The organism is Xanthomonas sp. NCPPB 1754 (genome assembly GCF_041475725.2).
In the GTDB taxonomy this organism is placed as follows: Bacteria; Pseudomonadota; Gammaproteobacteria; order Xanthomonadales; family Xanthomonadaceae; genus Xanthomonas; species Xanthomonas euvesicatoria.
The window spans coordinates 2,255,164-2,278,655 of the sequence record NZ_CM192982.1 but is presented as its reverse complement, the minus strand read 5'-3'; the positions used below and the strand labels follow the sequence as shown (position 1 = coordinate 2,278,655).

The window sequence follows — 23,492 nt, the reverse complement described above, 5'->3', positions numbered from 1 at the left end:
GCGCGTCGTGCATCGAAACGTCCTTTAGATCTCGACGGATATCATCCTATCGACGCATCTCAGCAGTATTCTGAAGCGAGGAAACCACCATGGAAATCTCGGGCAAGACAACGATTGTTCCGGTAGGAACTCAATTTGCGAATGTCGGCGTTGCAGCCAACGTTGTTACGCAAATTGTCTCTCCTGCCACCAACCAGTACGGCCTCGTGATTCGCACATGTAGTCTGAGCGGCGCTTCGTCCGCAATAGGCCTTGCCGTCTACGCAGATACTTCGGCACCATCCGGATATGGGGACGGAACCAAAAGGGTGATATTTCTCGGCGTTGCTCCTCCCTCAGACCACTTCCCCTACCAGGTCTACCTACCTCCCGGCTATGGCGTTTGGCTGGTAACGAACGGAAACGGCAGTATCAACATAACCTATGACGTCCTGGATAGACTGCCCACCGGCCTTTGACTGTTCACCGGCCCAGATCTCGAGTGCATTGCGCTATCAATGCGTCCATCGTTGACATGCAGGAGACCTGGATCACAGCACTCGTAATCCTGCAACCTTGTCTGGACATCACCACTCACCGGTCGAGGGTATTTTCATCGCCCACACCCGTTCAGGCGAGCAAGCCAGGCACGGGGCATTGATGTGGCGTTCTTCGTTGGACGATCCATCTGCCGCGCAAGCGATGGGCTTGATGAGTGCTGCCGAATTCCGGTGGCACGCCGCCAAACGCCACTGCCTGCTCTTGAATGCCAAATGGCCCGTAACCAAGCGCGTTGCCTACTTCAGGAGCCAGGCAGGACGGAAATGGTCGCCGATGGGCAGCACGGTAGCAGCGCAGCCATTCCTCCCGATAACGACGCGTCATGCTTCGAGCGGCATGCATATTGCATCGGTTCGGCCAATCCGATGCTCGCTGCCTTCCGCGTGATCGGACCAATTCGCGTTGGCACTGCATCCAGCATCGGATAATTCTTGAATGATCAACTCGAACCACCACCCGTGAGCTCTCCTGCCCTAGTCAGCATCGTCATGCCGACCTACAAGCCACGCTATTTCGCGCAGGCGCTGGACAGCGTGCTGGCGCAGACTTACACGGTGCTGGAGCTGGTGATCTGCGACGACAACGCCGATGGCGCCATCGAGGCCGTGCTGGCTTCGAGGCTGGCTGACGCCCCATTTCCGATCCGCTACCACCGCAATACCCCCCGCCTCGGCGAACTCGGCAGCACGGTCAAGGGGATCGGCCTGGCGCAGGGCGAGTACGTCAAGTTCCTGCACGACGACGACGTGCTGGAGCCGGACTGCGTCGCGCAGCTGGTGGGCGCAATGGAGCGCAACCCCGGCACCGCGCTGGCGTCCTCGCGCCGGCTGCGGATCGACGACGACGGTGCGCCGTTGCCGGACATCCTGGCCACCAGCTTCCCGTTTGCCGAGGATGTGCTGATCGACGGGCCCGAGCTGGTGTCGTTCCTGGCCGACCACGCCATTAACTTCATCGGCGAGCCGAGTTGCGTGCTTGCACGGCGCGCCGACCTGATGGCGCTGGGTGGCGAGCTGATGATGTTGAACGGCAAGGCCATCCACTGGGTTGGCGACCTGGCGATCTACGTCAAACTGCTGCGTCGCGGCAACCTGGCCTTGCTGTCCAGCCCGCTCACGCAGTTCCGCGTGTCCAGCGCGCAGTTCAGTCAGGCCGGCCGCGATCAGCCCGGTATCGGCGATCAAGGCCACGACGACCTGCGCCAGGGCATCCGCCAACTCGGCTGGCGGCGCGAGGGCGGCGACAACCGCCAGGTGCGTGTCGCCCCGCTTAGCCCGCACAAGGCGCGGGTGTTCAAGTCGGTGGATCTGGTCAACGCCTTGATGCAGAGCGCAGGAATGGCCGAGCGCGTGTCGCCGGCCACCTGGCTGGGCGTGCGCCATCCCAGCGATGTGCAGCGCGCGTTGATCGAGGCCCGCTTGCAGGCGCATGCGGGCGGCCCGCGGATCGCAGTGATGGTGGTCGACAGCGACGGCGATGCGGCAGCGGTGGCCGCAACCCAGGCCAGCCTGGCGGCGGTGGCGTGTTATCGGAACCAGCAGACCTGGGTGATCAGCAGCTCGCCGCAGCAGGCCGCCGACCACGGCGGGCGCGGTGTGCTGATCGGTCCGGACGGCTTGGTGCCCGCGCTCAATCGGACCATCGCCACGCAACAGTCCATCGACTGGGTGCTGCTGGTCCAGGCCGGCAGCCTGTTCACCGCCAGTGGCCTGCTGATGCTGGCGCTGGAGATGCTCGCGCTGCCTGACACGTGTCAGGCCATCTACGCCGATGAAGTGGTCGCGCTGGACGGCGGTCAACTGGGGCTGGCGATGCGGCCGGCGCTGTATCTGGACATGTTGCTCAGTTCACCGTCGACGATGTCGCGGCATTGGCTGTTCCGGCACCAGACGCTAGTGGCCGATGGCGGCTTTGCAACCGAAACGAGCGACGCCTTCGAACTGGATTACCAGCTTGGGCTGGTCGAACGCTACGGCCTGGCCTGCATCCAGCACATCGCCGAACCCTTGCTGGTGGCATCGGCCACCACGCGGCATGGCGACGAAGACGAGCAGCGCGCCATCAGCCGCCATCTTGCCGCGCGCGGGTACGTGGACGCGGTGGTGAGCAGCAACGGCCCCGGCAGGCACGCGGTGGACTACCGTCATGCACAGCAACCATTGGTCAGCATCCTGGTGCTGGTGGATGGACGCCTGGCGCAGGTGCAGCGCTGCCTGGAAAGCGTGCTCGCCAACACCGGCTACCCGCACTACGAGCTGCTGTTGCTGGATCGCGGCGACAGCGCCGAGCCGGCGCTGTGCGACTGGCTGGCGGGCATCGACAACCTCGGCCTGCAGCAGATCCGCGTGCTGCGCTTCGAAGGCGACCCCTCGCGCGAGGCAGCCTGCAATGCGGCAGCCGAACAGGCACGTGGGGAGGTGTTGCTGTGGTTGGCGGCCGGTACGGCAGCGATCAAGGCTGATTGGTTGGCGCAGCTGCTCAACCACGCGCTGCGCCCGGAGGTCGGCGCGGTGGCCGGCAAGCTGCTGCGCGGCGACGGCACCGTGCATCACGCCGGCCTGCTGCTGGGCCTGGGCGCACCGGCAGCACGCGCCTTCGCAGGTGCGGCGTTCGACGAATCGGGCTATCTGCAGCGCCTGCAACTGGATCAGAACTACAGCGCGCTCAGTGGCGAATGCCTGATGCTGCCGCGCCAGCTGTTCCTGGACGCCGGCGGCTTTGCGCAGGAACCGGCATTGGCGCAATGGAGCGACGTCGACCTGTGTCTGCGCCTGCAGCAGGCCGGCTATCTCAATGTCTACGCCGCGCGCGCGCAGCTGTTGATCGACCCGCCCGACGCGACGCCCGCCACTGCACTCGACGAAGAAGCGATGTATGCGCGTTGGCTGCCGGTGATGGCCAACGACCCGGCCTACAACCCGGGATTTTCGCTGGACCCGGGCGCCGGCTTCCAGCTGGCCGACCCGCGCGCCAGTTGGCGGCCGCTGCAGTCGTGGCGACCGCTGCCGACGATGATCGCCCTGCCCGCCGATATCGAAGGCTGCGGCCACTACCGGGTAATCCAGCCGCTGCGCGCCCTGCGCGAAGCCGGCATGGTCGAAGGCGTGCTGTTCAACGGCTATCTGGAGATCAGCGAGCTGGCACGCCAGGATCCCGACGTGGTGATCCTGCAACGCCAGGTCGGCGAGCCGCGACTGGAAGCGATGCGGCGCATGCAGGCGCTGTCGCGTGCGTTCAAGGTCTACGAGCTGGACGACTACCTGCCCAACCTGCCGCTGAAGAACGCGCATCGCGAGCACATGCCCAAGGACATCCTCAAGACCGTGCGGCGAGGGCTGGGCATGGTGGACCGCTTCGTGGTGTCCACCCCCGCCCTGGCCGAGGCGTTCGCCGGGTTGCATGGCGATATCCGCGTGGCCGAAAACCGCCTGCCGCCGCATTGGTGGGAACAGCTGCCCGTGCGGGCCGAACGCCAGGGTGGCAAGCCGCGGATCGGCTGGGCTGGCGGCGCCAGCCATACCGGCGACCTGGAGCTGATTGCCGACGTGGTGAAGGAGCTCGCCGGCGAAGTGGAATGGGTGTTCATGGGGATGTACCCATTTGCGCTGCGCCAGCATATTCACCAGTTCCAGCCGGGTGTGCCGATCGATGAGTACCCCGCCGCGCTGGCGGCGCTGGACCTGGATCTGGCGCTGGCGCCGGTGGAGCAGAACCTGTTCAACGAATGCAAGAGCAATCTGCGGCTCCTGGAGTACGGCGCCTGCGGTTACCCGGTCATCGCCAGCGACGTGCGCTGCTACCAGGGCAGCCTGCCGGTGACGCTGGTGAAGAACCGCTACCGCGACTGGATCGGCGCCATCCGCGAGCACTTGGCCGACCTGGACGCAGCACGCGCCAAAGGTGCGGCCTTGCGCGAGGTGGTGCGGCGCGACTGGATGCTCAGCGGCAGCAATCTGGACACCTGGCGAGCCGCCTGGTTGCCGGACTAATGCGGATGCGCTGCTTCAGCTGACCACCCACCGGGTTGCCCTCATCCGGCGCTGCGCGCCACCTTCTCCCGCAGGCGGGAGAAGGAACACCTGGCTGCGGGAGAAAACAAGCCAATCGCTGCGACGCGGCCGCGACCGGAACGCCCCCGCGCCGGAATCCCGGCGCCATTTCGGCACGCCGCTTGCATTGGTGTGGATGCCTCCCTGGCTGACCGCACCCATGAGCGATTCCGTCACCTCCATCCTCTCGCAGATCCGCAGCTACCAGACGCAGATGGGCCAAGGCCCGATGGGCGCGGTGGGCGATGCGGCGCGTAGCAACCAGATCCAGGGCCTGGCCGGCGCACAGGGAACACCGGCGACGCAGGCACCGAGCTTCAGCGAGACCTTGCGCGGCGCCATCGGCGGCGTCAACGAGGCCCAGCAGAAGGCCGGCGCGCTGTCCAAAGCATTCGAAATGGGCGACCCCAATGCCGATCTGGCACGGGTCATGGTCGCCTCCCAGCAGTCCCAGGTGGCCTTCCGCGCCACCGTGGAAGTCCGCAACCGTCTCGTCCAGGCTTATCAGGACGTCATGAACATGCCGCTGTAAAGGTTGACGACACATGGCACTCGCGATCAGCAAAGAAAACATGAACCAGAACGCCGAAAAGGCGGGGCAATGGTTCGACCGTGTCCGCAGCCTGCAGATCACCCGCAAGCTGACCATGATGGCGATGATCGCCCTGGCGGTCGCGGCCGGTCTGGCGGTGTTCTTCTGGTCGCAGAAGCCTGGCTATCAGTCGCTGTACACCGGCCTGGATGAGAAGGGCAATGCCGAAGCGGCCGACCTGCTGCGCACCGCGCAGATTCCCTACAAGATCGACCAGGCCACCGGCGCCATTTCGGTGCCGCAGGACCGTCTGTACGACGCCCGCCTCAAACTGGCCGGCTCCGGCCTGACCGGCAAGGAAACCGGCGGCGGTTTCGAACTGATGGAAAAGGACCCGGGCTTCGGCGTCAGCCAGTTCGTGGAAAACGCCCGCTACCAGCACGCGCTGGAAACCGAACTCTCGCGCACCATCGGCACCCTGCGCCCGGTCCGCGAGGCCCGTGTGCACCTGGCCATTCCCAAGCCCAGCGCCTTCACCCGCCAGCGCGATGTAGCCAGCGCCTCGGTGGTGCTGGAATTGCGCGGCGGCCAGGGCCTGGAGCGCAACCAGGTCGATGCCATCGTCAATCTGGTGGCGTCCAGCATCCCGGACATGACCCCCGAACGCGTGACCGTGGTCGACCAGAGCGGCCGCATGCTCTCCATTGCCGACCCGAACAGCGACGCGGCCCAGCACGCCGCCCAGTTCGAACAGGTGCGCCGCCAGGAAAGCTCCTACAACCAGCGCATCCGCGAGCTGCTGGAGCCGATGACCGGCCCGGGCCGGGTCAATCCGGAAACCAGCGTGGACATGGACTTCTCGGTGGTCGAAGAAGCCCGCGAGCTCTACAACGGCGAGCCGGCCAAGCTGCGCAGCGAGCAGGTCAGCGACACCAGCACCAGCGCCACCGGCCCGCAGGGCCCTCCGGGCGCCACCAGCAATAGCCCCGGCCAGCCGCCGGCACCGGCCGTGGCCGGCGCGCCGGGCACCCCGGCGGCCGCCAATGGCCAGGCCGCGGCCCCGGCCACGCCGACCGAAAGTTCCAAGAGCGCCACGCGTAACTACGAATTGGACCGAACCTTGCAACACACCCGCCAGCCGGCCGGTCGCATCAAGCGCGTCTCGGTGGCGGTGCTGCTGGACAACGTCCCGCGCCCCGGCGCCAAGGGCAAGATGGTCGAACAGCCGCTCACCGCTGCCGAGCTCACCCGTATCGAAGGCCTGGTCAAGCAGGCAGTGGGGTTCGATGCGGCACGCGGCGACACGGTGTCGGTGATGAATGCCCCGTTCGTGCGCGAAGCGGTGGCGGGCGAGGAAGGCCCGAAGTGGTGGGAAGACCCGCGCGTGCAGAACGGTCTGCGCCTGCTGGTCGGTGCGGTGGTGGTGCTGGCGCTGTTGTTCGGTGTGGTGCGCCCCACCCTGCGTCAGCTCACCGGCGTGACCGCGGTCAAGGACAAGCAAGGCAAGGCTGGCAAGGATGGCACTCCACAGAGCGCCGACGTGCGGATGGTCGACGAAGACGACGACCTGATGCCCCGCCTGGAAGAAGACACCGCGCAGATCGGTCAGGACAAGAAGACCCCGATCGCTCTGCCAGACGCCTACGAAGAGCGCATGCGCCTGGCGCGCGAGGCCGTCAAAGCCGATTCAAAACGTGTCGCACAAGTCGTGAAGGGATGGGTCGCCAGTGAAGCCTGATACACAACCGATGACTGGAGTGCAGCGCGCCGCGGTGCTGTTGCTGTCGCTGGGCGAGAGCGACGCGGCCGAAGTGCTCAAGCACATGGACCCCAAGGAGGTGCAGAAGATCGGCATCGCCATGGCCACCATGACCGGCATCTCGCGCGACCAGGTCGAGAAGGTGATGGACGAGTTCAACGGCGAACTGGCCGGCAAGACCTCGCTGGGCGTGGGCGCCGACGACTACATCCGCAACGTGCTGATCCAGGCGCTGGGCGCCGACAAGGCCGGCGGGCTGATCGACCGCATCCTGCTGGGCCGCAACACCACCGGCCTGGACACCTTGAAGTGGATGGACCCGCGCGCGGTCGCCGACCTGGTGCGCAACGAACACCCGCAGATCATCGCCATCGTCATGGCGCATCTGGACAGCGACCAGGCCGCCGAGGCGCTGAAGCTGCTGCCCGAGCGCACCCGCGCCGACGTGCTGCTGCGCATCGCCACCCTGGACGGCATTCCGCCGAATGCGCTGAGCGAGCTCAACGACATCATGGAGCGTCAATTCGCCGGCAACCAGAACCTGAAGTCGTCCAACGTGGGCGGCATCAAGGTGGCGGCCAACATCCTCAACTTCCTGGACACCGGCGCCGACCAGGGCGTGCTGGGCGAGATCGGCAAGATCGACGCCGACCTGGCCGGCAAGATCCAGGACCTGATGTTCGTGTTCGACAACCTGGTGGACCTGGACGACCGCGGCCTGCAGACGCTGCTGCGCGAAGTCTCCGGCGAGCGCCTGGGGCTGGCCTTGCGCGGCGCCGACGTCAAGGTGCGCGAAAAGATCACCCGCAACATGTCCCAGCGCGCGGCCGAAATCCTGCTCGAGGACATGGAAGCGCGCGGCCCGGTGCGCCTTGCAGACGTGGAAGCGGCGCAGAAGGAAATCCTCACCATCGTCCGCCGCCTGGCTGACGAAGGCGCCATCAGCCTGGGCGGCGCCGGTGCGGAGGCCATGGTATGAACGAGGTGGTCACCCGCTGGCTGGCCCCGGACCTGCAGCTTGTCCCAGCCCTGCCGGAACCGGACTACGAAGAACCGGCCATGCTCGAGCCGGTGCTGCGCCCGCCGACCCTGGAAGAGATCCAGGCCATCGAAGATGCCGCCCAGCACGAAGGGTTCGCGCGTGGGCATGCCGAAGGCTTCGCCCAGGGCCAGTCGGAAGTGCGCCGCCTCACCGCGCAGATCGACGGCATCCTGGACAACTTCACCCGCCCGCTGGCGCGGCTGGAAAACGAAGTGGTCGGCGCGCTCGGCGAGTTGGCCGTGCGCATTGCCGGCCAGCTGGTCGGCCGTGCCTACCAGGCCGACCCGCAACTGCTGGCCGACCTGGTCGGCGAGGCGGTCGATGCGGTTGGCGGCGCCGGCCGCGAGGTCGAAGTGCGCCTGCACCCGGACGACATCACCGCGCTGCTGCCGCATCTGGCGCCCAGCAGCACCACCCGCGTGGCCCCGGACATGAGCCTGAGCCGCGGCGACCTGCGTGTGCACGCCGAAAGCGTGCGCATCGACGGCACCCTGGACGCGCGCCTGCGGGCTGCGCTGGAGACGGTCATGCGCAAATCCGGAGCGGGCCTGTGAGCGCCCTGTTCGGTGCCACCCCGGCCGATTGGCTGGATGCACGCAATCTGCGCCTGGCCACGCGCCTGGGCACCCTTGGCCTGGAGCCCACCGCCGGTCGCACCCTGATCCGCGAAGGCATCCTGCGCCGCGCGGTCGGCCTGACCCTGGAAGCGACCGGCTGCGAAGCGCCGATGGGCGCGACCTGCAAGGTCGAGGTCGATGGCGGCTGGGTCGACGCCGAAGTGGTCGGCTTCGCCGGCGAACGCACTTACCTGATGCCCAGCGCCGAACTGCATGGCCTGCTGCCCAATGCCCGGGTGGTGCCCTCGCGGCGCCGCGGCGGCGTGGAAGTGGGCGAAGGCCTGCTCGGCCGCGTCATCGACAGCGACGGCACCCCGCTGGACGGCAAGGGCCCGATCCGCGCCGAAGGCAGCATCGGCATGGCCGGCGTGTCGATCAACCCGCTGGCGCGCGAGCCCATCACCACCTCGCTGGACGTCGGCGTGCGCGCCATCAACGCCATGCTGCCGATCGGCCGTGGCCAGCGCGTAGGCCTGTTCGCCGGCTCCGGCGTCGGTAAATCGACGCTGCTCGGCATGATGACCCGCTTCACCTCGGCCGACGTGATCGTGGTCGGGCTGATCGGCGAACGTGGCCGCGAAGTGCGCGATTTCGTCGAAACCACCCTGGGCGAAGAAGGCCTGCGCCGCGCCGTGGTCGTGGCCGCACCGGCCGACCGCCCGCCGTTGGCGCGCCTGCATGGCGCCTACCGCGCCACCGCCATCGCCGAATGGTTCCGCGACCAGGGCTTGAACGTGCTGCTGCTGATGGATTCGCTGACCCGCTTCGCCCAGGCGCAGCGCGAGATCGGCCTGTCGGTGGGCGAGCCGCCGACCACCCGCGGTTACCCGCCGTCGGTGTTCGCCAAATTGCCGGCGCTGGTGGAACGTGCCGGCAACGGCGCCAAGGGGCGCGGTTCGATCACCGCCTTCTACACCGTGCTGACCGAAGGCGACGACCCGCAGGACCCGATCGCCGATGCTGCCCGCGCCATCCTGGACGGCCACATCCTGCTCTCGCGTCGGGTGGCCGACAGCGGCCTGTATCCGGCCATCGACCTGGAATCCTCGGTCAGCCGCGTGGTGCAGGACATCGCCGACGACACCTGGCGCCTGCGCATCCGCAAGCTCAAGCGGCTGCTCTCGGCTTACACCGCCAACCGCGACCTGATCGCCATCGGCGCCTACCAGCGTGGCAGCGACCCGGCCACCGACGAAGCGCTGGCGCGCTGGCCGGAAATCGTCGAATTCCTCGGCCAGGACGTGCACAAGGCCTCGCTCCTGAGCGACAGCCTGTCCGCCCTGCAACAACTGGTCGAACCCGAGAACTAATCCATGATGCAGTCCAAACGGATCGACCCACTGCTGCGCCGCGCGCAGGAACAGGAAGACAAGGTCGCCCGCGATCTGGCCGAGCGCCAGCGCGTCCTGGAAACCCACCAGTCGCGCCTGGAAGAATTGCGCCGCTACGCCGAGGAATACGCCAACAGCCAGATGGCCGGCACCAGCGCGGTGGCGCTGAGCAACCGCCGCGCCTTCCTGGACCGCCTGGACAGCGCCGTGCTGCAACAGGCGCAGACCGTGCAAAGCAACATCGCCAAGGTCGAAGCCGAGCGCACCCGCCTGCTGCTGGCCAGCCGCGAGAAGCAGGTGCTGGAGCAATTGGCCGCCAGCTACCGTGCCCAGGAAAACAAAGTGATCGAACGCCGCGACCAGCGTGAGATGGACGACCTCGGCGCGCGTCGTTCGCGCCTGGCCCGCAGCCAAGACACCCACGGAGAATCCGCATGAACCCCTTGTCCGCCTTCGCCGCCGGCCTTGGTGCGCTTGCCGGCGCCGGCAAGAAATCCAGCTACAGCGACCCGTCGTCCGAACCGGACGCGGGCCAGGACCAGTTTGCGCGCATGCTCAATCCGGCCAACACGCCGAACCAGGCCCCGCCGCAGGCACCCGAGCGCGTGCCTGCCAAGCAGGCCGCGCCCAGGCCCAACCAGCCCGACAAGAACCGCGGCGACGAGGACACCCACGACGATGCGGCCGGCGATGCCACTGCCCGGCCGCGGGCGCAGGACGGCGATGCCAAGCAGGCCAAGCCAGGTGCCGCCAAGGACGCGGCAACCACCGACAAGAGCACAGCCGCCACTGCCAGCAAGACCGGCAAACCGGCCAAGGCCGCCGCGACCGGCGAAGACGCGCCCGCAGAAGCAGCCACCGCGACCGATGCCGGCTGGCCGCCGGCTGGCCTGGGTGGCTTCGGCATGGGCCTGCTGGCGCAGGCGCTGCCGGGTGGCGACGTGCTGGCGGCCGCAGCCGCCGCACTGACGGCCAGCATGGCCGGCGCCAACGGCGCTGCGGCGACCGCCACCGCCCTGCCCACCGATGCAGCCGCAGCCGCCGCCACTGCAAACGCCGGCGCCGCCCTGCCCGCATTGGGAGCGCCGGTGCCGGCCGCTGCTGCAGGCGCCAAGCCGACCTCGACCACCGCCGTAAGCGGCGATGCACAGACGGCCGCGTTGATGAGCATGGCCGCCAAGGCGCTGGAGCCGGCCGCCGACGACAGCGCCGCTGCCGCAGCGCCGGACGCCCCGGCGTTCGTGTTGCCGACCACCACCGCGCCGGCACTCACCCGCCTGCAGGATGCCGCACCGATCTTCAGCGCCTCGCCCACGCCTACCCCGGACCTGGGCAGCGACACTTTCGACGATGCCATCGGCGCGCGCATGAGCTGGCTGGCGGACCAGAAAATCGGCCATGCCCACATCAAGGTGACTCCGAACGAGATGGGTCCGGTCGAGGTGCGCCTGCATCTGGAGGGCGACAAGGTCAATGCCAGCTTCACCGCCGCCAACGCCGACACCCGCCAGGCGCTGGAACAGAGCCTGCCGCGGCTGCGCGAAATGCTCGGCCAGAATGGCTTCCAGCTTGGCCAGGCCGACGTCGGCCAGCAACAGCAGCATTCGGCGGGCAATCGCAATGGCGGCAACGACAGCGGCAACGGCCTGACCCTGGACGACGCCCCGCCCGTCGGAATTCCGTCGGTGGTGTTACGCCAGCGTGGATTGCTGGACGCCTACGCCTGAGACGACGTGCCGGGCATACCCCGGCGCCGCCGATCCTCGCGCTCGGCCGCTGGCCGATGACGCCCTTCCACCCCCGCGGCGCAAGGCCTGCGGGGGTTTTCTGGTTTCCATGCAGCCTGCGCCAGGAAACCGACGCGGTTTTGGCATGCCAGTTGCATTGACAGGGTGAGCATTCCCCTGGAGCAGACTGTGGCAGCGGCCGAAAAAACCAAGAAGACCGACGACAAAGACGACAAGGGCGAGAAGAAGAAGGGCGGCAAGAAGCCCATCCTGCTCATCGCCATCGGCGTGGTGGTGCTGGCAGCCGCTGGCGGCGGCGCCTGGTTCTTCCTGGGCCACAAGGGCGAGGAAAAAGGCGGCAAGCACGACGCCCCCAAGGTGGCCGAAGTGCCCAAGCCGGCGCAGTACTTCCCGATGGACCCGGCGATCGTGGTCAACCTGGCCGACCCCGGCGATGGCCCGCAGTACCTGCAGGTCGAAGTGCAGCTGGTCACCCGCGACCCCGAAGAGCTCAAGCTCATCACCGAGAACGCGCCGGCCATTCGCGCGCACCTGCTGATGCTGCTGTCGCAGGTCAAGGCCACCGACGTGGCCGACCTGGCTGGCAAGCAGAAGCTGCAGAAGTCCGCCCTGGCCGAAGCGCAGAAGGTCATGACCAGCGAGACCGGTAAGAAGTGCGTCGAAGAATTGCTGTTCACCAGTTTCGTGACCCAGTAAGGCCTGCCAGATGAGCGTCAGTGATCTGCTTTCCCAAGACGAGATCGATGCCCTGCTGCATGGCGTGGATTCGGGCGCGGTCAACACCGAGCCGGAGCCGCTGCCCGGCGAGGCGCGCCAATACGATCTGTCCAGCCAGGACCGCATCATCCGTGGGCGCATGCCGACCCTGGAGATGGTCAACGAGCGCTTCGCGCGGTTGTGGCGGATCGGCCTGTTCAACCTGATCCGGCGCTCGGCCGACCTGTCGGTGCGCGGCATCGACCTGGTCAAGTTCAACGAGTACATGCACTCGCTGTATGTGCCGACCAACCTCAACCTGATCCGATTCAAGCCGCTGCGTGGTACCGGGCTGATCGTGTTCGAACCCACCCTGGTGTTCACCGTGGTGGACAACTTCTTCGGTGGCGACGGCCGCTTCCACACCCGCATCGAAGGCCGCGAATTCACCGCCACCGAGATGCGCGTGATCCAGCTGATGCTCAAGCAGACCTTCGCCGACCTGAAGGAAGCCTGGGCGCCGGTGATGGACGTGGACTTCGAGTACATCAACTCCGAGATCAACCCGCACTTCGCCAACATCGTCACCCCGCGCGAGTACGTGGTGGTGTGCCGGTTCCATGTGGAGCTGGAAGGCGGCGGCGGCGAGATCCACATCACCCTGCCGTATTCGATGCTGGAGCCGATCCGCGAACTGCTCGATGCCGGCATCCAGAGCGACCGCAACGACCGCGACGACTCCTGGAACGTGATGCTGCGCGAGCAGCTGGACACCGCCGAGGTCACGCTCTCCAGCGTGCTGGCCAGCAAGCGCATGAGCCTGCGCCAGCTCACCGGGTTGAAGGTCGGCGACATCCTGCCGATCGACCTGCCCGCCCAGGTGCCGCTGTGCGTGGAAGACATCCCGTTATTCACCGGCGAATTCGGCGTTTCCAATGGCAACAACGCCGTCAAGATCACCGCCGTACGCCCGCCCGGCGTGCAAGCCCCACGCGCCGTTCCCTCCCAGGACCCCAGCAAATGATCAACTCCGACATCCTCGACGCCTCGCCTGCCACCTTCGACAGCCTGCAGGCCGAGCAGGACCAGAACGCCGCCGACCTCAACCTGGACGTGATCCTGGACGTACCGGTGACCCTGTCGCTGGAAGTGGGCCGCGCACGCATCCCGATCCGCAACCTGCTGCAGCTCAACCAGGGCTCGGTGGTGGAACTGGAACGCGGCGCCGGCGAACCGCTCGATGTCTACGTCAACGGCACCCTGATCGCGCACGGCGAGGTGGTCGTCATCAACGACCGCTTCGGCATTCGCCTGACCGACGTGGTCAGCCCCAGCGAACGCATCCGGAGGCTGCGGTGATCGGCCTGCTGGCCACTGCCGCGCCGGTCGCGGCCAAGGCGACCGGGGTTGGCGCGCAGGCGCCGTCCTCGCCCGGTCTGTTTGGCGCAGTCTTTGCATTGCTGTTGGTGCTCGCGCTGATCGTCGGCCTGGGCTGGTTGCTCAAGCGCATGCCCGGCAGCGGATTCCGCAGCACCGAGGGCCTGCGTTTGGTGACCAGCCTGGCAGTCGGTGCCAAGGAACGTGTGGTGGTGGTGGAGGTGAACGGCCAGCAGTTGTTGCTGGGCGTCACCGCCGGCGGCATCAGCACCTTGCACACCTTGCCCGAACCGCTGCCGCCCACGCCCGCACCCACCCTGCCCACTTTCAAGCAACTTCCCAATTTCGCCCAGCTGCTCGCCCAGAAGCTGCGCAAGGACCCGTGACATGTTGAGCCGTTGGAATCGTTGGGGGCGCAGTGTGCGCCTGGTGCTGATCCTGCTGGTGATGAGTTGCCCGCTGCTGGCCGCGGCCAGCCCGGCCGCGCTGCCGGCAATGGCGCAGGCCGCGGCACCGGCGGCGACCCCTGCCGCGGTACCGGCCGGTTCCAATCAGTTGCCGTCGCTGCCGAACGTGAGCGTGGGCCGCATCGGCGACCAGCCGGTGAGCCTGCCGTTGCAGACCTTGCTGCTGATGACGGCGATCACCCTGCTGCCGTCGATGCTGCTGGTGCTGACCGCCTTCACCCGCATCACCATCGTGCTGGGCCTGCTGCGCCAGGCGTTGGGCACCGGCCAGACCCCGTCCAACCAGGTACTGCTGGGCCTGGCGATGTTCCTGACCGCGCTGGTGATGATGCCGGTGTGGCAGAAGATGTGGGGCGCCGGACTGCAGCCGTACCTCAATAACCAGATCGATTTTTCCACTGCCTGGACGCTCACCACACAGCCGCTGCGCGCCTTCATGCTGGCGCAGATCCGCGAGACCGATCTGATGACCTTCGCCGGCATGGCCGGCGACGGCAAGTACGCCGGCCCGGACGCGGTACCGTTCCCGGTGCTGGTGGCCTCGTTCGTGACCAGCGAGCTGAAGACCGCGTTCGAAATCGGCTTTCTGATCTTCATTCCGTTCGTGATCATCGACCTGGTGGTGGCCAGCGTGCTGATGTCGATGGGCATGATGATGCTGTCGCCGATGCTGATCTCCGCGCCGTTCAAGATCCTGCTGTTCATTCTGGTGGATGGGTGGGTGCTGGTGGTGGGGACGCTGGCTGCGAGCTTTAATGCGTCGTAGGTGTGGACGCGCGGTGCGCGCGGTAGCGCTTGTCAGTTAGTTGAATGTGTCTTGTTGAAGCCGCCGCGCAGCACAGCTGTAGTGGCCAGGCGCTTGCGGCCTCGTGCTTAGTTGTTGCTTGTTGCCTCTTGATTTTAGGTTCTAGGTTCTTGCTTCTCCGGGGCCCCATACCGCAGCGGCAGGCCATTCGGGTCAAACCCCGCAGGGGCGGCGCGCATGGATGCGCGACGTTTTTCAAAGGGACATGGACGTCCCTTTGAAAAATTCCCGAATGGCCTGCGGACCCGGAGCGCCGCAGGCGCGGAGGGCGCGAGGACGGGGTGTGCTTTCTTTTGGTTACTTTTCTTTGCACAAGCAAAGAAAAGTGACTCGCGCCCGCAGGGCGTGAAAGCATTTGATCTGTATCCGGATCAAATGGACGAACAAGAGCTACAAGCAAGTGCAAGGCTTTCGTCCCCCTTCGGGGGGCGAGTTACTTTCTTTGCTTGTGCAAAGAAGAGCTTTACAGCAGCCGAAGGCTGATCAAGTAACCAAAGAAACACACCCCGTCCTCGCGCCTTCCGCGCTGCGCGCTCCAGGTCCGCAATCCAGGTAGAAATTTTTGTAAGGGACATCCTTGTCCCTTACAAAAACGTCGCGCATCCATGCGCGCCGCCCTCCGGGTTGTATCTACCCGGCTTGCCGCTGCGGTATGGGGGCCCGTAAAGCCGACAGCAAGGCAACAGCAAACCAAAGCCAGAGCACAGCGACAGCGACAGCGACAGCGACAGCGAGTGCAACACGAGGCAACTCAGATCCCCGTTCGCCAACCAATCCCGAACCACGAATCCCGAATCCCCGCCCCTTTGGCACCCCACTTGCATCAGCACCTCCCATGAGCCCTGAAATCGCCCTGACTGAATTGCGTGGTGGCCTGGTCACCGTCCTGTGGATCGCCGGGCCGATGTTGCTGGCCGTGCTGGTGGTCGGCGTGGTGATTGGCGTGGTGCAGGCCGCCACCCAGTTGAACGAGCCGACCATCGCCTTCGTGGCCAAGGCGGTCGCGCTGACGGCCACGCTGTTTGCCACCGGCAGCATGCTGCTGGGGCATCTGGTGGAGTTCACCATCGCGCTGTTCCAGCGCATTCCACACCTGATCGGCTAGCGGGCCAGACCGGATGGATTCTGCAACCCAGATGGTGATCGATGGCCAGCGCGCGTTCGCGATGGTCGGGGCGATCATGTGGACCATGCTGCGCACCGGTGCGTTGCTCACCGCCATGCCGTTGATCGGTACGCGGGCGGTGCCCGGACGGGTGCGGGTGATGCTGGCCGGGACGCTGGCGATGGTGCTGGCGCCGATCCTGCCGCCGGTGCCGGAGTGGGACGGCTTTACCGCCCAGGCAGTGCTGAGCATTGCGCGCGAGCTGGCGGTCGGGGCCAGTATGGGCTTCATGCTGAAGCTGATTTTCGAAGCCGGCGCATTGGCCGGCGAACTGGTGTCGCAGTCCACCGGCCTGTCGTTCGCGCAGATGTCCGACCCGATGCGCGGCGTGACGTCGGGGGTGATCGCGCAGTGGTTCTATCTCGGCTTCGGGCTGCTGTTCTTCGCGGCCAACGGGCATCTGGCGGTGATCGCATTGCTGGTGGACAGCTACAAGGCGTTGCCGATCGGGACCGCGTTGCCCGATGCCGGCGCATTCGCCGAAGTGGCGCCCACCCTGTTCCTGCAGATCCTGCGCGGCGGGTTGACCCTGGCCTTGCCGATGATGGTGGCGATGCTGGCGGTCAACCTGGCCTTCGGCGCGCTGGCCAAGGCGGCGCCGGCATTGAATCCCATGCAACTGGGCCTGCCGCTGACGGTGTTGCTGGGGCTGTTCCTGCTGTCGAGTTTCGCCAGCGAGTTCGCCCCGCCGGTGCAACGCATGTTCGATACCGCCTTCGATGCCGCCAGAGAGCTGACGGCCTGACCCACCCTAGACAATGGCCGACCACTGCAAGCACGGCAGGCCGCCAACTTGCCGGCGCCGCCACCACTCCGACGGGGCCACCCCGCCGGCACCCTTCCAAACCGTGACACGCATCAAGTTTCTGGCCGCGCAGCCGCTAAAGCCCCTACACGATTGACGCTGCGTATCGTCGTCCAACACTTATCCATCCCACGGGAATCGATGCTTACTGTGCCTGCGCTGTTGGCCCCGATGCGATTGCAAGGCGCTCGCCTGTGTGCGAGGGCGTGGCTGTTGCTGGCAGCGGTGCTGATCTGCGGCACAAGTTGGGCGCAAACCTACAGCTTCCGCGATTACGCCCAGGCCGATGGCCTGCAGGGCATGACCGTCAACAGCCTGCTCGAAGATCGCCAGGGCGTGGTCTGGGTCGGCACCGAGCTGGCGCTGCACCGTTTCGAACGCGAACACTTCACCCCGGTCGGCAAGGAGAGCGGGCTGGATGCGCGCTATATCCGCGCGCTCGGGTTGGATGCGGCCGGACGTCTGTGGGTGTCCAGCGCCAATGGCCTGTTCGTGCGCGAGGGCAACGACTTCGTGCAGGTGCTGCGCGAGGGCAAGCCGATCCGTGCCGACAGCGGCAATGTCGTTGCCGCCTACGCCGATGGCGTGGTGGTGGTCAGCGAAAACAGCCTGCTGCGGGTGTCACCCAATGCCGCAGGCGGCTGGTCGGTCAACCCCCTGCCCTTGCAGCTGGACGATGGACGGCTCTTGCCGGCCGGCAGGGCCTTGCTGGCCGATGGAACCGCGTTATGGGCCAGTTGCGGCCAGCACGTCTGCCGGATCGATGCCGGCGGCAGGATCACCCTGCTGTCCGAGGACGATGGCGTGCCCGAACGGCAATGGCGCGCGATCTTTCGCGATCACCTGGGCACCTTGTGGTTGCGTGGGGGCGGCCTGGTGCTCTCACGCGCTGCCGGCGAGCGCGTGTTCCGCAATCGTCCGGCGCCGGCGGGCACCCGATTCAACACCCTCTCCGGTGCCACGACGCTGTCGGAAGACGCGCAGGGCCGCCTGCTGACGCGCTCGGACCGCGGCCTGGTGCGCTGGGAAGGCGACCACTGGCGCTACTTCGGCCAAAGCCAGGGGCTGCAGATCAGCCCCATGGTTGGCCCGTTGATGATGCAGAGCACCGGCCACCTGTGGATCGGCACGCGCGGCCTGGGTGTGCAGCGCTGGCTGGGCTACGGCACCGTCGAACACTGGGACGAAAGCCAGGGGCTGGCCGAAGCGCCGACCTGGGTGAGCCAGCGACTGCCCAGCGGTGAGCTGTTGGTCGGTGGCGATGCCGGTTCCAATATGCTCGATCCGCGTAGCGGGCGCATGCAGCCGTGGACGCTGGAAAACGGCCAACCCCTGCTGCAATCCATTTCCATTGCACTGTCGCCGGACGATGGTGCGGCCTGGGTGGCGCGCTCGTCCGGAGCCGTGGCGCGGCGCGACCCGCGCAGCGGCAAGACCACCGATGTGCTGCAGCTCGACCTGCCGATCAACAGGCTGATGTTCGATACGGCCGGCACCTTGTGGATCACCACCCCGCGTGGGCTGTACCGCGTACAGCGCGGCACGCCGCTGCGGGCCGAGCGCGAAACGGCCCTGCCGGCAGCCTTCGTGGGCGATATCGACCTGGATCCGCAGGGGCGGCTGTGGGCCAGCACGCGCGAAGGCCTGTTCCTGCAGGCAAAAGACGGCAACTGGCAGCGCGTGCAGGTGCGCGGCGACCTGCCCAGCCAGGATTTCTTCCTGCTCGATTTCAGCGCCGATGGCGAGGTCTGGCTGTCGCTGCGCGATACCGGGCTGTGGCATGGCCGGCTGCAGGCCGACGGCGTGCTGACGCTTGCCGCCGTGGACGACCCGCTGGTGGCGCGGGTGATGCCCTTCATCCTGCGCCACGACAGCAAGGGCCGGCTGTGGCTGGGCAGCAGCCAGGGCCTGGATGTGTACCAGAACGGTCGTTGGTCGCGGGCCACGCGCACGGAAGGGCTGTTGTGGGACGACATGTCGGCCAATGCATTTTTCGAAGACACCGATGGCAGCGTCTGGCTCGGCAGCAGCCGTGGCCTGACCCACCTGCTGGATCCCATGCGCCTGTTCGCCGCACCGCCGCTGCGGGTGGACATCCTGCATGTGCGCCGCGGCAGCCAACCGCTGCTGCCGCAATCCCGGGTGGAGTGGTCGCAGGTGCCGCTGGATGTGGAGCTCAGCACCCCGGGGGCGGAAGGCGGCCCGGACCGCATCAGCTTCCGGTACCGGGTCGAAGGCCATCAGGCCAGTTGGACCAGCACCTCGCTCAGCCACCTGACCTACCCGCTGCTGCCGCCAGGCAGTTACACGCTGGAAGTGCAGGCAATGGATGCCTACCAGCGCAGCAGCAGCCCGATCACCCGCTTCGGGTTCGAGCTGGTGCCACCGTGGTGGCGGGGCGTTCCGGCGATTGTCGGGTACGTGCTGCTGAGCATCGCGGCGGTGATCGCGCTGCTGCGTTGGCGCACCGCCAAACTGCTGCGACGCAAGCGCGAACTGGAGCAACTGGTGGCCAAGCGCACCGCCGAGCTGGAACAGGACAAGCGCGATCTGGAAGCGGCGCGCGCCGAACTCTCGCTCAAGGCCACCCACGACGAACTCACCGGCCTGCTCAACCGCGCCGGCATCCTGGCCGCGTTGCGCGAGATGCTGCTGCACGCCGAACACACCGGGCGTCCGCTGGCGGTGGTGTTGATCGACCTGGACCACTTCAAACTGGTCAACGACCAGCATGGCCATCTGGCCGGCGACGCCGTCCTGGCCGGGGTTGGCCGCCGCATGGACACGCTGATGCGCGGCGAGGACCGCATCGGCCGTTATGGCGGCGAAGAATTGCTGGCGCTGCTGCCAGGCCTGAACCTGGATGCCACCCATCGGCTGGACGCCCTGCACCACGGCATCTGCGGCGACTACCCCATCGATGGCGGCTGGCTGCATGTCACCTGTTCGGTTGGCGTGGCCTGGTTCCAGCGTGGCGAAACGCTCGAGCAACTGCTGGCTCGCGCCGATGCGGCGCTGTACAGGGCCAAGCGCAGTGGCCGCAATCGCGTCGATTACGACCACGTGCCGCTGGATACGTTCGATCAGGTGTGACGGCAGCGCAACTGAGCTTGCCGCGCGTTGCACCCGTTCGACCCGCATGCCGGAGACGCACAAGCGCCGACAATCGATTGCAACGCCTGGTCAAGCGCAAGCGTGCGCCTGCCCATCACCGCGCCATGCAAAGCCCGGCAGGGACGACAGGTGAATCGCGCTTGCGCACCCGTGTGACCTGCGTCCTACAACACGCCAGCAACCAGCCGCGTATGCCAGTTCCTCACGCCGTCGTGCTCGCTGAAGCATTAAAGGATTACGCGTTGGCAGCCGCTAGTGATTCCAATGCGGCCTGCAACGCGGGGCTGCCAAGGCAAGCCTGAGACACCGCGCGAGGGGCGCGGACCGCATTGCCGATGCGTGGGAGACTGCAACGTCCGTGGGGTTTGAGCACCGCCAATGGAGGTCGTCGCACCGGCGTGCACCGTTTGCCGTCGTGGTGCTGTTGGCATTGCTGTCGTTGGCCGACCTGGCCGGTGCGCAAAGCGCCAGCATCCGCCGCTATGCCCACGACCAGGGCCTGCTCGGGCTTGCCGGTACCTGCCTGCTGCAGACCCGCGCCACCTTGCTGTGGGTGTGCACCGAGAGCGGGCTGTATCGCTACAACGGGCGCATCTTCCAACAGGTGCCGCTGGATGGCCTGCGCAACGAGCCCACCACCTCGATCGCCGAAACCGCCGATGGGCGGTTGTGGGTGGCCGGCTTCCAGGCACTGTTCGTCGGCGACGAGCACGGCTTCCGCAAACTGCAGCCCGATGAAGCCGAGCACCTGGGGGACCAGATGCAGCTCGCCAGCCTGCCCTGGGGCACGGTGCTGGCCAATGGCGGCACGCTGGAAATCCTGCAGGGCCGCGCCAACGATCGCTGGCACAGCGAACCGTTGCTGGACACCGCAACCCGGGTACGCGTTCCCGAGTTGTCCAAGTCGCTGAGCCTGTCGGTAGACGGCGACACGCTGTGGGTGGGCTGCGCACGCAAGCTGTGCGCCATCGATGCGCAGCGCAAGGTGCAGGTATTCGGACCCGAACACGGGGTGCCGGACGACCGGTGGTACAGCGTGTTGCGCGACCACGACGGCGGGCTGTGGGTGCGCGGTGCGGGCACCCTGCTCTATCGCGCACGCGGGGCGAGTGCCTTCAGTGTTCGCTCGCTGCCGTTGCTGGATGGCAGCACGGTCGGGCGGCCGGCGGCACTGGTGATGGACAGCGAAGGACGCGTGCTGGTGCGTCGTAACGACGGCCTGGCGCGTTGGGAAAACGGCCACTGGCGCACTTTCGGCGCAGACAATGGGCTACCACCCGGCAGCAGCGACGCGATCCTGGTGGACCGCGACGGCGATATCTGGATGACGGTGGACGGCGAAGGTCTGGTGCGCTGGGCCGGCTACGAATGGATCGAAAACTGGGACGCCTCGCAAGGCATGCCGGCCGCGCCGACCTGGTCGATCGCCCGCGACACGCAAGGCGCACTGCTGGTCGGCAACGAGCACGGCATCGGCCGCCAGGCCGAGCCGGACAAGCGCTTCGTCCCGGCCCTGCAAAGCGCCGGGATCCAGGTCGTGGGCATGCAGCGCAGCGCAGACGGCAGCTTGTGGACGCTCAATTCGGCCGGTTTCCTGCGCCGCACCTGGCCGGATGGGCGCAGCGCGCAGATCGCCAAGTTGCCGCGCACTGCGCGCCGCCTGCTGATCGACCGCCAGAGCCGGCTATGGATGCTCAGCGCCGGCGGCTTGTTCGTGATCGAACACCCGCTCGACGGCGGCAGCATGCAGGCCGTGGCCGACGTGCCTGCCATCGCCTACACCGACATCCAGCAAACCGCCGACGGCACGCTGTGGGTTTCCAGCTCCAACGGCTTGTTTCAGCTGCGCGATGGGCGGTGGTCCAAGGTCAGGGTCAAGGTCAACGGCGTCGCGCCGGAGCCATGGATCGCCAAGTTCCATATCAGCGACAGCGGTGAGGTGTGGCTGGCGTTCTATCGCCCCGGCCTGTGGCACGGCATGTTGTTGCACGACGGCCTGGACCTGCAGGAAATCAGCGACGAGGCGCTGCGCGATGTCGGCGTGTACCTGCTGCGCAGCGACAGCTTCGGCCGGGTCTGGGTGGGTCATGCGCGCGGCGTCGAAGTCTACGACGGCGAGCGCTGGGCGCATCTGTCGCAGTCGCAGGGGCTGATCTGGGATGACGTTTCCGAAGCCGCGTTCGCCGAAGATCCGGACGGTTCGGTGTGGATCGGCACCGCACGCGGGGTGAGCCACGTGAGCGACCCGGCGCGCCTGTTCGACGAACGCCAACCCAGCGTGCGCATCGACAGCGTCAGCCGCGGCGGCATGCCGGTGCAGCGCGGGCAGCTGCTGGGCTGGAGCGACAAGCCGTTGCACATCGAGCTGTCGACGATGGAGGTCTACGACGACCCCAGCCGCCTGACGGTGCGTTATCGCCTGCTCGGCCTGCACGACCAATGGATCCAGAGCGACAACCTGTCCATCGACCAGCCACCGCTGCCTTCCGGGCACTTCCGCCTGCAGGTGCAGGTGCTGGACCGCTACCGTCGCACCGCCTCGCCGATCGCCGACCTGCCCTTCGCGGTCGCACCACTGTGGTGGCGCAGCCCGCCAGCGATCGCGCTGTACGTGTTGATCGGCGGCGGCCTGCTGATCGGCCTGTGGCGCTGGCGGCACCGCCATCTGGTGGCGCGCGAACGCATGCTGGCCGAATTGGTGTCCGAGCGCACTTACCAGCTGGAGCGCGAAAAACGCGAACTGGAAAACGCACGTGCGGCGCTGGCCTTGAAGGCCAGCCACGACGCGCTGACCGGCCTGCTCAACCGTTCCGGCATCCTGGAAGCGATGGCCGAAGAACTGCAGGGCTGCGCGCACGGCGAGCATCCGCTGGCGGTGGTGTTGATCGATCTGGACCACTTCAAACAGGTCAACGACGAACATGGGCACCTGGTCGGCGATGCGGTGCTGGCCAAGGTGGGCGCGCGGCTGACCGCCTGCCTGCGCGATTCGGACAAGGTGGGCCGCTACGGCGGCGAAGAATTGCTGCTGTTGCTGCCAGGCATGAGCCAACAGAGCCAGCACCGGCTGCGCGCCATCCACGAAGCGCTCAGCATTGCGCCCTACGAGGTGGGCGCCGCACGCCCGCTGCAGGTGACCTGTTCGGTGGGCGTGTCCTGGTTCCGTGTCGGCGACACCGCCGCCTCGCTGCTGGTGCGTGCGGACGAGGCGCTGTATCGGGCCAAGCGCTCCGGCCGTAACCGGATCGAGCCGGAGGAACCGGAAAGTTCGGTGGCATGAGCCGCGCAGGCGGCCAGGCCCGGCGGGCACACGCAGGCAGGCAGCGCACGCGTCTCATCGGCAAGCCACGGCGCACCGGCAGTCGATGCGCGACCATGCCGTGATTGCGTATGCCGACAGCGCACGCAGGGCGGCCGCAGGACCTTCGAGCGTGCCGTCTCTGGC

19 protein-coding genes are annotated in these 23,492 nt (G+C 67.0%); all 19 read left to right on the top strand.

Annotation, left to right across the window (positions count from 1 at the left end; genetic code table 11):
• Nucleotides 1–89 precede the first annotated feature (89 nt).
• The 19 genes from ACCQ15_RS09995 (at nucleotide 90) to ACCQ15_RS09905 (ending at nucleotide 23,327) form a co-directional block, all read left to right on the top strand.
• Complete coding sequence (locus ACCQ15_RS09995) at nucleotides 90–458, top strand: hypothetical protein (RefSeq protein ID WP_129111546.1); 369 nt, start codon at nucleotides 90–92, stop codon at nucleotides 456–458.
• Between the two features lie 570 nt (nucleotides 459–1,028).
• Nucleotides 1,029–4,529: a glycosyltransferase gene (locus ACCQ15_RS09990; protein WP_372381556.1), complete on the top strand. Its 3,501-nt coding sequence runs from the start codon at nucleotides 1,029–1,031 to the stop codon at nucleotides 4,527–4,529.
• A 220-nt stretch (nucleotides 4,530–4,749) separates the two neighbouring features.
• Nucleotides 4,750–5,121: a flagellar hook-basal body complex protein FliE gene (gene fliE / locus ACCQ15_RS09985; protein ID WP_372381464.1), complete on the top strand. Its 372-nt coding sequence runs from the start codon at nucleotides 4,750–4,752 to the stop codon at nucleotides 5,119–5,121.
• 13 nt (nucleotides 5,122–5,134) lie between these two features.
• On the top strand, nucleotides 5,135–6,859 hold the full coding sequence (fliF, locus tag ACCQ15_RS09980; protein ID WP_011347269.1) for a flagellar basal-body MS-ring/collar protein FliF: 1,725 nt from the start codon (nucleotides 5,135–5,137) through the stop codon (nucleotides 6,857–6,859).
• A gap of 10 nt (nucleotides 6,860–6,869) precedes the next feature.
• Nucleotides 6,870–7,859, top strand: a complete 990-nt coding sequence (fliG, locus tag ACCQ15_RS09975) for a flagellar motor switch protein FliG (RefSeq protein ID WP_005918162.1) — start codon at nucleotides 6,870–6,872, stop codon at nucleotides 7,857–7,859.
• Nucleotides 7,856–8,476: a FliH/SctL family protein gene (locus ACCQ15_RS09970; RefSeq protein WP_011347268.1), complete on the top strand. Its 621-nt coding sequence runs from the start codon at nucleotides 7,856–7,858 to the stop codon at nucleotides 8,474–8,476. Before fliG ends, ACCQ15_RS09970 begins: the two co-directional genes overlap by 4 nt.
• A complete protein-coding gene (locus tag ACCQ15_RS09965; protein ID WP_005918170.1) occupies nucleotides 8,473–9,849 on the top strand; it encodes a FliI/YscN family ATPase in 1,377 nt (458 codons plus the stop codon). Before ACCQ15_RS09970 ends, ACCQ15_RS09965 begins: the two co-directional genes overlap by 4 nt.
• Before the next feature lie 3 nt (nucleotides 9,850–9,852).
• Nucleotides 9,853–10,308 carry a flagellar export protein FliJ gene (gene fliJ / locus ACCQ15_RS09960; RefSeq protein ID WP_005918178.1) on the top strand — a complete coding sequence of 152 codons (456 nt, stop codon included), beginning with the start codon at nucleotides 9,853–9,855 and terminating at the stop codon, nucleotides 10,306–10,308.
• Nucleotides 10,305–11,597 carry a flagellar hook-length control protein FliK gene (locus ACCQ15_RS09955; protein ID WP_277575066.1) on the top strand — a complete coding sequence of 431 codons (1,293 nt, stop codon included), beginning with the start codon at nucleotides 10,305–10,307 and terminating at the stop codon, nucleotides 11,595–11,597. The genes fliJ and ACCQ15_RS09955 overlap by 4 nt, the downstream gene beginning before the upstream one ends.
• 165 nt (nucleotides 11,598–11,762) lie before the next feature.
• Nucleotides 11,763–12,314 carry a flagellar basal body-associated FliL family protein gene (locus tag ACCQ15_RS09950; RefSeq protein ID WP_008577202.1) on the top strand — a complete coding sequence of 184 codons (552 nt, stop codon included), beginning with the start codon at nucleotides 11,763–11,765 and terminating at the stop codon, nucleotides 12,312–12,314.
• Nucleotides 12,315–12,324: 10 nt separating this feature from the next.
• On the top strand, nucleotides 12,325–13,338 hold the full coding sequence (fliM, locus tag ACCQ15_RS09945; RefSeq protein ID WP_008577203.1) for a flagellar motor switch protein FliM: 1,014 nt from the start codon (nucleotides 12,325–12,327) through the stop codon (nucleotides 13,336–13,338).
• The gene (gene fliN / locus ACCQ15_RS09940) at nucleotides 13,335–13,673 is read left to right on the top strand and encodes a flagellar motor switch protein FliN (RefSeq protein ID WP_007969679.1); all 339 of its coding nucleotides are present in this window, start codon (nucleotides 13,335–13,337) and stop codon (nucleotides 13,671–13,673) included. Before fliM ends, fliN begins: the two co-directional genes overlap by 4 nt.
• On the top strand, nucleotides 13,670–14,077 hold the full coding sequence (fliO, locus tag ACCQ15_RS09935; RefSeq protein WP_372381463.1) for a flagellar biosynthetic protein FliO: 408 nt from the start codon (nucleotides 13,670–13,672) through the stop codon (nucleotides 14,075–14,077). Before fliN ends, fliO begins: the two co-directional genes overlap by 4 nt.
• 1 nt (nucleotide 14,078) lies before the next feature.
• Complete coding sequence (gene fliP / locus ACCQ15_RS09930; RefSeq protein WP_005921349.1) at nucleotides 14,079–14,924, top strand: flagellar type III secretion system pore protein FliP; 846 nt, start codon at nucleotides 14,079–14,081, stop codon at nucleotides 14,922–14,924.
• A gap of 216 nt (nucleotides 14,925–15,140) precedes the next feature.
• Nucleotides 15,141–15,446 (top strand): hypothetical protein, encoded by a 306-nt coding sequence (locus tag ACCQ15_RS09925; protein WP_128736387.1) that lies wholly within the window; start codon nucleotides 15,141–15,143, stop codon nucleotides 15,444–15,446.
• Nucleotides 15,447–15,798: 352 nt separating this feature from the next.
• On the top strand, nucleotides 15,799–16,068 hold the full coding sequence (locus ACCQ15_RS09920) for a flagellar biosynthetic protein FliQ (protein ID WP_005917968.1): 270 nt from the start codon (nucleotides 15,799–15,801) through the stop codon (nucleotides 16,066–16,068).
• A 13-nt stretch (nucleotides 16,069–16,081) separates the two neighbouring features.
• Complete coding sequence (fliR, locus tag ACCQ15_RS09915; protein ID WP_008572484.1) at nucleotides 16,082–16,873, top strand: flagellar biosynthetic protein FliR; 792 nt, start codon at nucleotides 16,082–16,084, stop codon at nucleotides 16,871–16,873.
• Between the two features lie 231 nt (nucleotides 16,874–17,104).
• Nucleotides 17,105–20,026, top strand: coding sequence for a diguanylate cyclase (locus ACCQ15_RS09910; protein ID WP_506187857.1), 2,922 nt, complete (start codon nucleotides 17,105–17,107; stop codon nucleotides 20,024–20,026).
• Between the two features lie 379 nt (nucleotides 20,027–20,405).
• A complete protein-coding gene (locus ACCQ15_RS09905; RefSeq protein ID WP_372381461.1) occupies nucleotides 20,406–23,327 on the top strand; it encodes a diguanylate cyclase in 2,922 nt (973 codons plus the stop codon).
• Nucleotides 23,328–23,492 lie beyond the last annotated feature (165 nt).

What these genes read in the sequence shown, in the direction of transcription:
- ACCQ15_RS09910 (WP_506187857.1), top strand. Translation starts at nt 17,105, where the DNA reads ATGCGATTGCAAGGCGCTCGCCTGTGTGCGAGGGCGTGGCTGTTGCTG.
- ACCQ15_RS09925 (WP_128736387.1), top strand. Translation starts at nt 15,141, where the DNA reads ATGGATGCGCGACGTTTTTCAAAGGGACATGGACGTCCCTTTGAAAAA.
- fliN (WP_007969679.1), top strand. Translation starts at nt 13,335, where the DNA reads ATGATCAACTCCGACATCCTCGACGCCTCGCCTGCCACCTTCGACAGC.
- fliF (WP_011347269.1), top strand. Translation starts at nt 5,135, where the DNA reads ATGGCACTCGCGATCAGCAAAGAAAACATGAACCAGAACGCCGAAAAG.
- ACCQ15_RS09970 (WP_011347268.1), top strand. Translation starts at nt 7,856, where the DNA reads ATGAACGAGGTGGTCACCCGCTGGCTGGCCCCGGACCTGCAGCTTGTC.
- fliJ (WP_005918178.1), top strand. Translation starts at nt 9,853, where the DNA reads ATGATGCAGTCCAAACGGATCGACCCACTGCTGCGCCGCGCGCAGGAA.
- fliR (WP_008572484.1), top strand. Translation starts at nt 16,082, where the DNA reads ATGGATTCTGCAACCCAGATGGTGATCGATGGCCAGCGCGCGTTCGCG.
- ACCQ15_RS09955 (WP_277575066.1), top strand. Translation starts at nt 10,305, where the DNA reads ATGAACCCCTTGTCCGCCTTCGCCGCCGGCCTTGGTGCGCTTGCCGGC.
- fliE (WP_372381464.1), top strand. Translation starts at nt 4,750, where the DNA reads ATGAGCGATTCCGTCACCTCCATCCTCTCGCAGATCCGCAGCTACCAG.
- fliP (WP_005921349.1), top strand. Translation starts at nt 14,079, where the DNA reads ATGTTGAGCCGTTGGAATCGTTGGGGGCGCAGTGTGCGCCTGGTGCTG.
- ACCQ15_RS09990 (WP_372381556.1), top strand. Translation starts at nt 1,029, where the DNA reads ATGCCGACCTACAAGCCACGCTATTTCGCGCAGGCGCTGGACAGCGTG.
- fliG (WP_005918162.1), top strand. Translation starts at nt 6,870, where the DNA reads ATGACTGGAGTGCAGCGCGCCGCGGTGCTGTTGCTGTCGCTGGGCGAG.
- ACCQ15_RS09920 (WP_005917968.1), top strand. Translation starts at nt 15,799, where the DNA reads ATGAGCCCTGAAATCGCCCTGACTGAATTGCGTGGTGGCCTGGTCACC.
- fliM (WP_008577203.1), top strand. Translation starts at nt 12,325, where the DNA reads ATGAGCGTCAGTGATCTGCTTTCCCAAGACGAGATCGATGCCCTGCTG.
- ACCQ15_RS09995 (WP_129111546.1), top strand. Translation starts at nt 90, where the DNA reads ATGGAAATCTCGGGCAAGACAACGATTGTTCCGGTAGGAACTCAATTT.